This is a genomic window from Arthrobacter sp. MMS24-T111, from assembly GCF_054888995.1.
Window position 1 is genome coordinate 4,229,841 of sequence record NZ_JBTZRO010000001.1, and the last position, 12,074, is coordinate 4,241,914.

At 68.0% G+C, this 12,074-nt stretch carries 13 protein-coding genes; 6 read left to right on the plus strand and 7 right to left on the minus strand.

Features of this window, described 5'->3' with window-relative positions; translation table 11 throughout:
- Positions 1-278 precede the first annotated feature (278 nt).
- Positions 279-1,502: a Vgb family protein gene (locus ACX5I6_RS19670; RefSeq protein ID WP_461841589.1), complete on the minus strand. Its 1,224-nt coding sequence runs from the start codon at positions 1,500-1,502 to the stop codon at positions 279-281.
- Positions 1,503-1,611: 109 nt separating this feature from the next.
- Positions 1,612-2,466, minus strand: coding sequence for a helix-turn-helix transcriptional regulator (locus ACX5I6_RS19675; protein WP_461841590.1), 855 nt, complete (start codon positions 2,464-2,466; stop codon positions 1,612-1,614).
- 131 nt (positions 2,467-2,597) lie between these two features.
- On the opposite strand from ACX5I6_RS19675, the gene ACX5I6_RS19680 reads away from it, so the two are divergent.
- From ACX5I6_RS19680 to ACX5I6_RS19700, 5 genes are all read left to right on the plus strand, one after another.
- Positions 2,598-3,041, plus strand: coding sequence for a (R)-mandelonitrile lyase (locus ACX5I6_RS19680; RefSeq protein WP_461841591.1), 444 nt, complete (start codon positions 2,598-2,600; stop codon positions 3,039-3,041).
- 10 nt (positions 3,042-3,051) lie between these two features.
- Positions 3,052-3,909: an aldo/keto reductase gene (locus ACX5I6_RS19685; RefSeq protein WP_461841592.1), complete on the plus strand. Its 858-nt coding sequence runs from the start codon at positions 3,052-3,054 to the stop codon at positions 3,907-3,909.
- A gap of 130 nt (positions 3,910-4,039) precedes the next feature.
- Positions 4,040-4,621 carry a flavodoxin gene (locus ACX5I6_RS19690; RefSeq protein ID WP_461841593.1) on the plus strand — a complete coding sequence of 194 codons (582 nt, stop codon included), beginning with the start codon at positions 4,040-4,042 and terminating at the stop codon, positions 4,619-4,621.
- A 33-nt stretch (positions 4,622-4,654) separates the two neighbouring features.
- The gene (locus tag ACX5I6_RS19695; RefSeq protein ID WP_461841594.1) at positions 4,655-4,996 is read left to right on the plus strand and encodes a carboxymuconolactone decarboxylase family protein; all 342 of its coding nucleotides are present in this window, start codon (positions 4,655-4,657) and stop codon (positions 4,994-4,996) included.
- 131 nt (positions 4,997-5,127) lie between these two features.
- Positions 5,128-6,354, plus strand: coding sequence for an amidohydrolase family protein (locus ACX5I6_RS19700; RefSeq protein ID WP_461841595.1), 1,227 nt, complete (start codon positions 5,128-5,130; stop codon positions 6,352-6,354).
- A 1-nt stretch (position 6,355) separates the two neighbouring features.
- Here the strand turns inward: ACX5I6_RS19700 and ACX5I6_RS19705 are convergent, their stop codons facing one another.
- Positions 6,356-6,622 carry a hypothetical protein gene (locus ACX5I6_RS19705; protein WP_461841596.1) on the minus strand — a complete coding sequence of 89 codons (267 nt, stop codon included), beginning with the start codon at positions 6,620-6,622 and terminating at the stop codon, positions 6,356-6,358.
- A gap of 166 nt (positions 6,623-6,788) precedes the next feature.
- On the opposite strand from ACX5I6_RS19705, the gene ACX5I6_RS19710 reads away from it, so the two are divergent.
- Positions 6,789-7,544, plus strand: coding sequence for a YoaK family protein (locus tag ACX5I6_RS19710; RefSeq protein ID WP_461841597.1), 756 nt, complete (start codon positions 6,789-6,791; stop codon positions 7,542-7,544).
- A 26-nt stretch (positions 7,545-7,570) separates the two neighbouring features.
- Here the strand turns inward: ACX5I6_RS19710 and ACX5I6_RS19715 are convergent, their stop codons facing one another.
- The 4 genes from ACX5I6_RS19715 to ACX5I6_RS19730 form a co-directional block, all read right to left on the minus strand.
- Entirely contained in the window at positions 7,571-9,277 is a 1,707-nt protein-coding gene (locus ACX5I6_RS19715; RefSeq protein WP_461841598.1) for a metallophosphoesterase family protein, read from the minus strand.
- A gap of 215 nt (positions 9,278-9,492) precedes the next feature.
- Positions 9,493-10,656, minus strand: coding sequence for a hypothetical protein (locus tag ACX5I6_RS19720; protein WP_461841599.1), 1,164 nt, complete (start codon positions 10,654-10,656; stop codon positions 9,493-9,495).
- A 251-nt stretch (positions 10,657-10,907) separates the two neighbouring features.
- The gene (locus tag ACX5I6_RS19725; protein ID WP_461841600.1) at positions 10,908-11,228 is read right to left on the minus strand and encodes a GYD domain-containing protein; all 321 of its coding nucleotides are present in this window, start codon (positions 11,226-11,228) and stop codon (positions 10,908-10,910) included.
- Positions 11,229-11,460: 232 nt separating this feature from the next.
- Positions 11,461-12,048 (minus strand): hypothetical protein, encoded by a 588-nt coding sequence (locus ACX5I6_RS19730; RefSeq protein WP_461841601.1) that lies wholly within the window; start codon positions 12,046-12,048, stop codon positions 11,461-11,463.
- Positions 12,049-12,074 lie beyond the last annotated feature (26 nt).

The window sequence follows — 12,074 nt, forward strand, 5'->3', positions numbered from 1 at the left end:
TCTCGCCGCCCTCGCGTCAAGGCAGTGCCCGCAGTAGGTTCCACCCATGTGCCAGGCTCTATGAGAGGCTTGGTTGAAAACTCACATTGGGGGACACTGTGGATATTGCGTGGATGCTGTTGAATGCCGCTGTTTTGCTGGTACCTGCGGCACTTGTTGCAGCTGTTTTGTATTGGATCGTCCGGCTGGGTGTGAAGCATGGCCTGCGTTCGTACTACGCGCAGGGCAATCATCAACCTGGCACGGTCAGCCCGGCACCCCGGGACTGAGAGCCGGGCTTAGTCCAGCGCCCAGGCCTCGGCGGCGTCGGCCCCGCTGATTCTCCTGCGCCGCCGGAGCACCGCCACAACGAACGCAGCACTGGCGAGGAGCCCAGCACCCGCCACAGCGGCAACTGCCGCAACGGGCACGTCGAAGGAAGCCTTGGCAACAACCGCACCGTCTGACGCGCCGCCGTCGGCCGCTGCTTCCGCTGGCTCGTCCCCACCCGTGGCGGGGGCCGCAACGGCGCCGGCCGGTCCGGCGTCGATCACTGTCAGCGATCTGCTCCGCCTGTTGACCACCACCACGGACCCGTCAGCCCGCTGGGCCATGCGGCCCGGATCATCGCCGGCGGCGACCGTATGCGCGGCGGCAGCACCGGCCGGGATGACGGACACAGTATCGTCCATGCTGTTGGTCACGTACACGGTCCCGTCCGCGGCGGCCAGGACCTCCTGCGGCGCCTGGCCTACGGGGATCCGCCGCGACACCGTGGTTCCGCCCGGTTCGATCACCGCCACATCGGCGGTCATGATGTTGGCAACGTAGATGGTCCCGTCCGGCGCGACGGCAATCCCGTGCGGGTGGGCCCCGGCTTGCACGTCGAGGGTGTGCGACGGCCACGGCGCACCGGCCGGAATCACGGTCACGGTGCCTGCGGCTTCGTTAACGGCATAGGCCGTCCCGTCATTGGCCACCGCCAGCCTCACCGGATGCGGGCCGGCCTGGATGGTCCGCTGGACCCACGCGTCGCCCGGCTTGACGACTGACACCGAGTGCTCGTCCGGATTCACCACATACAGCGATCCCTCCGGGCCCACGGTCAGCCAGTGGGTCCCGGAGGACACCTTCATCACCAGGGAAACCTCGCCGGCGCCCGGGGCAACGACGCCGATTTGGGACTGGGCGCCCTCGCTTTGGGACACGTACAGGGTCCCATCGGCGGTCACCGCCAGCGAGGTAGGGCCACGACCGGTCTTGATGGTGCGGGACGGGGCGGTCTCCCCCGGCGCGTAGGCGTTGACAACCCCGGCATAGGCGTCGTCGCTGACGTACAGGGTGCCGTCCGGTCCGGTGGCGATGCCCAGGGGCTGGCCGACGGCGTCAAGCGACTTGGCGTCGGCGGCGGCGGCAGGCGGGGGCACGACGGCGGAGGCCAGGACCAGCGCGGCGCCGGCCAGCAGTGCCATCCCGGCAGAGGAGAACGCGCCTGCGGCACGGCGAAGCGGCTGATGATTCACGGTGTTCCCCCACAATCCTGCCGACCCCCGCGGCAGTCCTCCGATCCTACCGGCCGCGGCCGCCCTCACAGCCGTGGCTCATGCTGTGGGCGGCATGGCCGGTGCAGACTCAGCCGTGGTGCCCTGGGCGTTGCTCCAGCTGGCAAGGAAACCGAGCTTCTCTTCGGCTTCGCTGCCAGGCTCGGCGGTGTAGGCAATCAGGGTCAGCCCCTCGCCGGGGAAGCTCCAGGGCGTCACCCATCAGTTCTACGTCTCCCACCAGGCGGTTGTGCAAGGTTTTGCGGGCCGTGCGGTGGAAGCGGACATTATGGCGAGCCCACCTGGTGGAAAACTCGGTGCTGCCGGCGGCGAGGTCACCGATCAGGTTGTTCAGGGCACGGTCCCGCGGGCTGCGGCCGGATTCCGCGCGCATCGCGGCGGCGAGGTCGTCGGCGAGGGTTTCCCAGTCCACGAAGAACTCGCGGGACCGCGGGTCCAGGAACATGAAACGGGCAAGGTTCAGCGGCAGGGTGGCCGGGCTGAGGATATCCGTATACAGGGCGAAGCAGAGATTGTTTGCTGCCAGCACGTCCATCCGGGCGTTCCGGATGTAGGCGGGGGTGCCGGTCATCCCGGCCAGCAATCGGTGCACACTGGGCCGCAGTTCGGTCTTTGCCCGGCGGACATTGGCGGAAGGACCCGGCGCGGCGGCCTTGGCGAGATCGTACAGGTGGGCCCGCTCCGCCTCGTCAAGCTGCAGGGCTCGGGCCAGGGAGTCCAGGACCGACTCGGAAACGCCCCGCAGGTTCCCACGTTCCAGCCTGGCGTAGTACTCCGTGCTGACCCCGGTGAGCATGGCCACTTCCTCACGTTTGAGCCCTGCCACCCGCCGGGTTCCGCCGTAGGTGGGCAGCCCCGCCTGGCCGGGTGTGATGCGTGCCCGCCGGCTCATCAGGAACTCGCGGACGTCCTTCGAATTGTCCATGCCCCTACGCTACGGCTCCCCGGGAGCACCTGACAGGAACTGCCAGTACACCTCACAACAGACACTCCCATGCGCACCAAAGGGCTGGTTGTCTTGAACCAGACCCCCTGACGCGACACCAAGGATCATGAATGCACCTCGCCCTTCCCGGCACCACCGCCAAAGGCCCGTCCGAAAGATTCGCCGGAGACGTCCACCTCACCGCACTCCACGCCGCCGGGGCGCCGTCCCGTCTGCGGACCGCCTTGGTCCGCTTCGCGCCCGGAGCCCGCACCCACTGGCACTCGCACCCGGTGGGCCAGACCCTGTACTGCACGGAGGGCACCGGACTGGTGGCGAACCGCGACGGCGAAGCCATCCTCCTGCGGGCCGGCGACACCGTCTACACCCCGCCCGGGGAGGAACACTGGCACGGCGCCACCAGGGACAGCCCCATGTGCCACCTGGCCATGGTGGAGCACGACGACGACGGGCAGACCGCCAGGTGGCTCGACGCCGTCACCGAGCACGAATACCAGGCCGCCCACCGCACCGCGGCACCTACCTCACCTTCCACCCCCAATGAACAACGCTAAGGAACATCCCATGCAGAACGTCACCTTGAACAACGGCGTCGAAATGCCCATCCTCGGCTTCGGCGTCTTCCAGATCCCGGAAGAGGACACCCAGGCCGCGGTAGAAGCTGCCCTGGCCGCCGGATACCGGCACCTGGACACCGCCGCGTCCTACGGCAACGAGCAGGCCGTGGGCGCTGCCATCAAGGCCAGCGGCATCAACCGCGGCGACCTTTTCATCACCACCAAGCTCTGGATCCAGCATGCACCCGCCGGCAGCGTCTACGAGGACAGCAAGCGCTCCTTCCAGAACTCCCTGAACCGGCTGGGCCTGGACTACCTGGACCTTTACCTGATCCACCAGCCGCTCGGTGACTACTACAGCGAATGGCGCGCCATGCAGGACCTGAACAAAGAGGGCCTGGCCCGCGCCATCGGCGTCTCGAACTTCCACCCGGACCGGCTTGTTGACCTGATCGACCACAACGAGATCGCCCCCGCCGTGAACCAGATCGAGACGCACCCCTTCCACCAGCGGGCGGCGGACCAGGAGCTGATGCGCGAACGCGGCGTCCAGATCGAGTCCTGGGGCCCGTTCGCCGAGGGCAAGAACAACCTGTTCACCGATCCGGTCCTGGCCGCCATCGCCGGGGAACACGGCAAGTCCGTGGCCCAGGTGGTGCTGCGCTGGCTCACCCAGCGGGGCGTCGTCGTCATCCCCAAATCCGTCCGGCCCGAACGAATGGCCCAGAACCTTGACGTTTTCGGCTTCACCCTGACCGACGACCAGATGACCCGCATCGCAGCCCTGGACACTGGCGCCAGCCTCTTCTTCGACCACCGCGACCCCGCGATGGTCAGCTGGCTGGGCGGCCGCCGGTACAGCTAAGCGGTCCCCCTTGGCTGCCAATCCGTGGCGCGTCAGCCGGCGGTCTGCCCTTCGCGGGGCGGCCGCCGGCGTGACGGGTGCACTGCTGGCGGCGGGAACAACCGGCTGCCTGCCAAAAGGAAACGACCAAGTGCCCACGCAACAACTGAGCCCCTCCGCCGGCGATGCCGGCCGTATCCTGCTGGCCTACTTCTCGCGGGCTGGCGAGAACTACCACTACGACGGCCGGGCAACCCTCACCGTCGGAAATACCGAAGTGCTCGCCGGCATGATCAGTGCTCTCGTTCCTTGCGACGTGCACCGGATCGAGGCGGTAGAACCCTACCCGGACAGCTACGACGCGACCGTGGCGCGCAATGTCCGCGAACAGGACCAGGACGCCCGGCCCGCCATCGCCAACCCGCTGCCCGGCATCGACCGCTACAGCAGCGTGATCCTGGCCAGCGGCATCTGGAACGTCAGGGCGCCCATGATCATGGCCACCTTCGCGGAAAGCTACGACTTCACCGGCATCACGGTCTATCCCGTCACCACCCGCGCCATGAGCGGCCTTGGCACCACCGCCCGCGATTACCGGGCCTCCTGTTCCGGGGCTGCCGTGGGAGACGGATTGGCCGTGAAGGGCGAGGCAGTCCGCGACGCAGGAGCCGCCGTGGCGTCCTGGCTCCGGCGCACCGGGCTCCTCCCGGCCGGATCGGCAGCCCAACCGTGACACTGCCCCACCCATCACCCGAAAGGACCAGCAATGAGCAATTCACCCCAGGCCCCATCAACACAAACCAGGGCGCAGCAACTCATCGGAGACTTTGCCCCGAAACTCGTCGAGCTCACCGACGGCGTGCTCTTCGGCGATATCTGGGAGCGGGAGGAACTCTCCGGCCGGGACCGCAGCCTCATCACCGTGGCCAGCCTGGTCACCAGCGGCAGCAGCGACCAGCTCCGCGGACACCTGGCCCGGGCGCGGGCCAACGGGCTGACCGAAGCCGAGCTCAAGGAAACCATCATCCACTTGGCGTTCTACGCCGGCTGGCCCAAAGCGATGACCGCCATCGCCGTCGCCAAGGAGGTGTTCGGCACGGCGGAGTAGCCGCGCCGCCGGCCGGGGCACGGCACCAGGCGGCCCCTGGCACCAGGTGCGGTCCGTCGCCGTGCTTTCCGCCGCCGGCCCTAAACTGAAGTCCAACCCCGCTGCCGACATCCCATGACAGGACCGCGCCCATGACCCTCGTTCTCCGCAACGTCCGCCCCTGGGGCGGGGACGCCGCCGACGTGACGCTCGACGGCGGGGTGATCAGCGCCGTCGTGCCTGTTGCCGTGAAAGGGGCTGCTTCAGGGGACCCGGGCTCCAGGCCCGCCGCCACCGTGGACGGGCGCGGCCGGATCCTGCTGCCGTCCTTTTCCGACGTCCACGTCCACCTCGATTCCACCCGGCTGGGGCTGCCGTTCCGCCCGCACACCGGAACGCCCGGGGTGTGGAACATGATGCTCAACGACCGGAACAACTGGCGAGACGCCGAGTCGTCCATCACCGAGCGGGCCACGCACACCCTGGGCACGATGATCGGGCGCGGCACCACCCGGGTGCGCAGCTACGCGCAGGTGGACGCCGACGCCGGGCTGGAACGGTTTGAGGCGGTCCTCGCCGCCCGGGAAACGCACCGGAGCCGGGCGGACGTTGCGGTGATCGCGTTTCCGCAGGCCGGACTGCTGCGGGAGCCCGGAAGCGTCGAGGTACTGGAGGAGGCGTTGAAGCTCGGCGCCGACGTGGTGGGCGGGATCGACCCCTGCGCGCTGGACCGCGACCCGGTCCGGCACCTGGATATCGTCTTTGGCCTGGCCGAAAAGTACGGCAAGCCCGTGGACATCCACCTGCACGAGCCGGGCCAGCTGGGCCTGTTCAGCACCCAGCTGATCCTGGAACGCACCAAGGCGCTGGGCATGCAGGGGCTGGTGACCATCTCGCATGCCTTCTGCCTCGGGGAACTGCCGGACGCCCAACTCGACGAACTCCTCGCGGACATGGCCGAGCTGGACGTCTCCGTGGCAACGGTTGCGCCCGCGTCCCCGCTGCCGCTGGAACGGCTCACCGCCGCCGGCATCCGGGTGGGCCTGGGCGAGGATGGCCAGCGCGACTACTGGTCCCCGTACGGCAACGCTGACATGCTGGACCGGACCTGGCAGCTGGCGTTCACCAACAGGTTCCGGGCGGATGGGCTGATCGAGCACTGCGCGGCCGTGGCCACCATCGGCGGCGCCAGCGTCATCGACCCCGCGGCACAACGGCTTGGTTCCGCGGCGGACCGGCCCGGCCTGGCAGTGGGCGACCCCGCTGAGCTGGTGCTGCTGGAGGGCGACACCGTCACCGCCGCCGTGATGGACAAGCTCCCCGGCCGCACCGTGATCCACCGCGGAACCGTGGTTGCGGACGGGCTGCAGCTGGCCTGAGCTACTCACCCATGCCCGGGTGCACCGGAACGAAGTCCACGGCGTTGCCGGAGTTGGTCCGGCCGGCAGGGGCCCGGTTGAACCCCCGCGCGTCGAGCCCGTTCTTGGCCCGGAATTCCGCGAGCGCAGCATCGTAGGCGTTGTTGAGGGTCCGGCCGGAGAATTCACCGGTGCTGCCATCGGCGAAAGCAATCCGGATGCGGACGCTGCTCGGGTAGTGCCGGCTCATCCGGATAAAGCCTTCGGCGTCCTGGTGCAAGGTAATCAAGGGGAGCTGCTTTCGGTCGTGGGATCAGCCTCAAGTCTGCCACCCCTCTGCAACGCCGGACGGCGGCACCCGGGTTCCGCGGGCGGCGACGGTCCGGCGCATACTGGAATAGCCGCCCCCACCACGCGGCCATCGCCTCCGGACCCGGACCACGAAAGGCACCCGCATGCCCGCCAGCACCTCCCCCGCCAATCCGGCCAAGCTGCACCTGGTGCTCATGCTGGTCCTGACGTTCTCCACCGGGGTGCTCGACGCCGTCGGCTACCTGGGCCTGGACCGCGTGTTCACGGCGAACATGACCGGCAACGTGGTGATCTTGGGCATGGCGCTACTGGGCGCGGACAACCTCCCGATCCTGGGCCCCATCGGGGCACTGGCCGGGTTCATGACCGGCGCCCTCATTGCGGGGCGGGCGCTGCGGCCCACCAAGTCCGGTTGGAACCACCGCACCACCGTCCTGCTGGCGGGGGTCAGCACCGTCATGGCCATAGTGGCCATCCTGCTGCTCAGCGGCGCAAACCCCCGGAGCAGCGAAACCGCCACCGTAGCCATCACCGCCACCCTGGCCGTTGCCATGGGCGTGCAGGCCGCCACCGCCCGGCACCTCAACGTCAAGGACGTCCCCACCGTGGTGGTCACGTCCACCATCACCGGCCTGGCAGCCGATTCACACCTCGGCGCCCGCACGCACCCCTTCTGGGGCCGCCGCCTTGCCGCCGTCGGCCTGATCATGGCCGGCGCGGCGGTCGGCGCGGGCTGCGTGCATCTCCACTTGGGCCTCGGGGTCCTGCTGACAGCGCTGCTCACGCTCGGCGTCGCACTGTTCGGACGGACCACTGTCCCCAAGCACGGGCACGAAGCGGCGACGGCGGCACCCAGCCCGGGTGCCGCCGTCGTCAGCCCTCCGAAGAGCACTACGTAGGCTTAGGAGCCGTTGTCACTGGCCGCTCACGGCCCCGGCCGCACCACGATGGCCGCGCCGCACTGATTGATCACCGCACCGGAGCTCGAGGCCGCGGTGGCGGTCTTGGTACCCGTGGCGGTCGTGTCGGTCAGTGCGAGGGAGTTGACCTCGATGGCCGCGTTCGATTTCGAAGCGATGTTCGACGTTGCCTCCCCCAGCTCAGTGGTCCCTGACGGTGGTGTGAACGTGGTGGTGGCCGAGTTGGTGCCGTTCCTGACGCCGTGCGCGGTCAGAAGCAGCGCACCCGGTGTGACCGGCGTGATCGACGGAGCCCGAACATCCGGGTAAGCCACCCCACTGTTGGTGTCAGTGGTGGGCGTGACATCCAGCGGTGTGGTCTGGTTTGCTCCTTGCACGGCAACAGTGGACCAGGCATACCGGGAAGCCGGCTCCGGGACGCTCGGCGCGGTGTCGCCGGACTGCATCACCCGGTACCAGACCGCTTGATGGGCCGAGGCGGAACCGGCACTCGTGAAGTCGCCGACCGCGCGCGTCCATCCTGTCGGAGCCGTTGTGTTGGCGGACCCGGACACGGTGACCTGCGAGAACAGGAACACGGTGTCCCCGGGTTGCCAGCCTGCGGGCAGGGATGTCGAGTACGAACCGGCAACGGTCAGCTCACCGGATCCGGTCGTCGCAGACCGGACCGAGACGGCTGTCGGCGCCGGCGAAGTTGTCGTCGTCGTCGGCGTTGGCGTGGCTGTCGAGGTCGCCGTGGCGGTGGCGGTTGCAGTCGCGGTAGCCGTGGCGGTCGCGGTAGCCGTCGCCGTCGGTGTAGCGGTCGCCGTCGCCGTCGGTGTAGCGGTCGCCGTCGAGGTTGGGGTAGCCGTCACTGTCGGGGTTGGCGTCGGGCTTGGCGACGGTGCCGGCCGGGTGACTGAGAAGCTGTCGGTGTACGTCCCTCCTGAGGCTCGTACGAAGGAGCCGGTCAGCGTCGTGCTGGTCACGGACACCTTGAGGAAGCCGTACGTCGGGTTGTTGTTGCTGCCCATGAAGCTCTGGAAGTACGGCGCCGTAGTCGTGTTGCTCTCGCTGTTGATGGACCTGCCGCCCGAACCCACGGTGGCCAGGATGGTTCCGGTACCGGCGGCGAACTGCCCGGTGGGGTTGGTGTCGGCCACACAGTCGGGGTCGAAACTGGTTACCGGGATGCTGGGGCAGTTGCTGTTGAGCGCCAGCGGGTAGCTGCGGGCATACGCGTGGTCGTGGGCCTGCAGGTACAGATCCACCTTCTTGGACACCAGCATGTTCATCAGGTCAGGGCTGGCGGCGCAGGGGTAGTTCACCATCGAGAGGCAGTACATGTGCATGCCCACGACAATGAACGGGATCCCCGCGGCGCGGGCCGAATCGATCGCCGAGGTCACGAACTTGTAGCCCTGGGTGCCCGACTTATAAGACCAGTCGAGGCTACTGCCGCTGTACGTCAGCTTCGGGGACACCATGATCAAGCGGACCAAGGGGCTGCTGGCCGGGTAGTCCGTGTAGAACTGCTGGGCGTAATTTCCTACCGAGCCCAGCTGGTCCGGCAGGCACGAAGCGAAGTTGGACCACACACCATCGGGCCCGTCGTCCTCGTGGTTTCCGGTGATGAATTCATAGGGCATCGTCCCGGCATGCTGCTTGACGAACGAGCACCAGGCAGACTCCGGCGTGATCTGCGAATAGGACAGGTCACCGAGATTGAACATTGCCGCGGTCCCTGAATTGCGTGCTGCATCAATCACCTTTCCGGTCACGGTGTTGCCACCAGTGTCACCGGCGAAACCTAAGCTCACCGATGTTGCGGCTGTGGCTTGGGAGTCCCTCGATGAAGCCAGGAAATAGACATTCGCAAGAACAAGGGCAGCGCCGAGCAAGACTGCCAGCAATCGGCGCAGTGGGCGCCGCACATGAAGGTGGCTGTTCACTTGCAGCTCCATTCGGTTGCGCGACGCAGCCCGTTGGCTGCGGCGGAGTACCCTATGACCGAGGTGGTGGCGCCCTGCCCTGAGATCGAGGTCGCAGACCCCGACACTCCCGCAAACTGCCCATCAGAGCCCGGCGGCAAGACCCGTGCGCTCTTGCCAATCCAGATCATCGCCTGGGGCCGCGAAGCCCGGACGGACGGCGAACTACCCGCTCCCACCGCGGTCCCCGCACTGCCCGCGGCCGCGCTGGAGGAAGGACCGGCCGCCGCTGCGCCTACGTCCGAGATGAGACCGAGGGCACCCCAGGCGACCGCATGGGTTCCCTCCGGCACGGCACTCTGGCCGAACGCCTGACCGGTGGAGTCAATCCCGAGCACCACGCCACCCCGCCCCGTGAGTGTGGGCAACGCCCGCGGGGCGCCGTTCGGGGCCCACAGCACCGGCGTAGCGTCATCGCCGAGGGCCACCCCGCCTACCGTGCCGTCCGCGCCGACCGCAAAAGCATGGCCGCCGCGGGCTCCGGCCGGGAGCGTGAGCTCGTGGGGCGCAGCGGCGACGGTGGACCAGGCAGCGGGGCGCTCGTCATCGTCAGCACCCGGCCCGTCGGAATGCTCCTCGTCACCGATCAACGCGCCAGCAACGATGCCACTGTCCGAAACCATGGACGGGAGTGCTATGTCACCGGGGTTGACCGGGAGCGGATGGTACTGCCCGTTCTGCCACCACCAGCCCACCAGTACCTGGTGTGCGCTGTCATACCCGGTGCCGACAACCACGCCGTCCCGGTTGACAGAGGACGGGGCCACCGATTCAAGCGGGATCGCCAGCGGAGTGGGTTGGCCATCCCGCCAAAGCACCGGCGCAGATTCGCCCGCGGCGGTGTCGGCGACGCCGACCACCAAGCCGTTGCTGCTCCCCGCTACCGCGTTGCTGCCCTGGCCACCCAAGCCGGGGAGCAGCCGGACCGAACAGTTTGCGGCCGGAAGCAGGCTGGGCCCGGCTGCCGTCGCGGCGACTGGCAGCATCACCAGGCCGCCTTCCGCCGCGAGCAGGACTGCTGTCAGCAGCGCCCCGGGCCTTAACTCCTTGAACCGGCCGCGACTGGACGGGCGGCCTTCGCTGCCGGGTAAACCCTTGTTGGACATTCCGAGCTCTGACAATGTTGCTCCCAGGAGTCGAACCCCATGGTCCCCAGCACCACTTGCAGTGCGTCGACCTCTGCTTGGCCGCACCGTCTTTTGAGATTAGTTTGAGGCCAAACGGCAGTCACGAGTAATTGGTACCTAGTTCAACGCAAGCCCATTACCTAGGGCCCAGCCAACCTCATAGGTGGCGGCCCCTGCCCCCACGCAGTACGGGCCCCACGGCTTCAGCGCAGGGCGGCAACTGCGGCGGGCGCCGGGCAAGCAGGCTACTGCCCCGGCGCCCGGTAGGACGGCGTCTTCTTGACCGCCTCGTCCAGGTCCTCCACGCTGAGGAGCGGCTTAAGGCGGACGTTGACGTTGCCGGTGGAGTTGATCAGCAGCGACAATGCTGCGGCGCTGGCGTCGTCCGGCACGTCAAAAACACCTAGGACGTCGTAATAGCCGAAGGCGTAGTAGAAGCTTTCCAGTGTTCCTCCGACGGATTTCAGGGCCTCGGTCAGGGCGTCCCGCCGCTTGGTGCCGCCCTCCTGCATGAGCCCTTTGATCCCCTGGCCCACATACGTTGCCTCAAACAGATACTTCGGCATGGTCATTTCCTTCCCTATATCCCGTCCTGTGGTCGCTGCGGGAGCCAATGCCCGGGCGTATCCGGTGCAGGACGAAGTCCATGGGAGACCTGGATGTGATGGGACCGGCGTCCGAGTCCGTTGGAGCGCAACCGGACGCGGAAGGCCCCGTCAAGGCAGACGGTATTCCTCCCCCAAGGGCCAGTCAATATGCCGGGATACCCAATCCGGCGGAGTTTCGCGACGGCGGCCGCTACCGAAGGCTCAGCGCCACCACAAGGCCGATGACCACGGCGGCCACGACCCCCAGCGAGATGTAGAGTCCGGCCTTCATCGAACTCTTCTGCACCGTGGCACCGGCGTTGGGGAGCGCTTCCTGCCACGCTTTGATGGCGTCCAGGCCCTGGTAGTAGGCGAACATCATGGCAGCGCCACCGGCCGCGCCGGCCACGGCACCCAGGCCGCCCGCGCCGCTCATGGCGGCTCCGGCGGAACCTGCGCGGCTCAAGCCGGTAGGGTCCGTGCGGCCATCCGCGCCGGCCGCCATCTCGGCGAGCTGCCAGGGGGACGGGCTGGGCGACAAGGACGCGCCCACGCCCAGGATGTCGTAGTTCCGGCCGTTCGCCGTGACCACCATCGTCCCCATGCTCGTGAACCGGACCGCCGCCCTGGGTGCCGGCACGGAAAATACCGGCACCCCGGCAGCGTCGTGCATGCTGAACGTGCCCGCGCTGTCCATGGCCACGATGACAGGCACTGTCTTGGCTCCGTTGATCATGCTCTTGCGCCAGTAGAGCAAGGACTTCATCGGGGACGCGGAACCTGAGGGTGTTATTTCCATGACCACAGCTTAGGCGGCACCCTCCC

Bases quoted from the DNA above. Each gene is read 5' to 3' on its own strand.
- ACX5I6_RS19730 (WP_461841601.1), bottom strand. From the start codon at position 12,048: ATGGAAATAACACCCTCAGGTTCCGCGTCCCCGATGAAGTCCTTGCTC.
- ACX5I6_RS19695 (WP_461841594.1), top strand. From the start codon at position 4,655: ATGAGCAATTCACCCCAGGCCCCATCAACACAAACCAGGGCGCAGCAA.
- ACX5I6_RS19710 (WP_461841597.1), top strand. From the start codon at position 6,789: ATGCCCGCCAGCACCTCCCCCGCCAATCCGGCCAAGCTGCACCTGGTG.
- ACX5I6_RS19715 (WP_461841598.1), bottom strand. From the start codon at position 9,277: ATGTTCAATCTCGGTGACCTGTCCTATTCGCAGATCACGCCGGAGTCT.
- ACX5I6_RS19725 (WP_461841600.1), bottom strand. From the start codon at position 11,228: ATGCCGAAGTATCTGTTTGAGGCAACGTATGTGGGCCAGGGGATCAAA.
- ACX5I6_RS19675 (WP_461841590.1), bottom strand. From the start codon at position 2,466: ATGGACAATTCGAAGGACGTCCGCGAGTTCCTGATGAGCCGGCGGGCA.
- ACX5I6_RS19680 (WP_461841591.1), top strand. From the start codon at position 2,598: ATGCACCTCGCCCTTCCCGGCACCACCGCCAAAGGCCCGTCCGAAAGA.
- ACX5I6_RS19700 (WP_461841595.1), top strand. From the start codon at position 5,128: ATGACCCTCGTTCTCCGCAACGTCCGCCCCTGGGGCGGGGACGCCGCC.
- ACX5I6_RS19685 (WP_461841592.1), top strand. From the start codon at position 3,052: ATGCAGAACGTCACCTTGAACAACGGCGTCGAAATGCCCATCCTCGGC.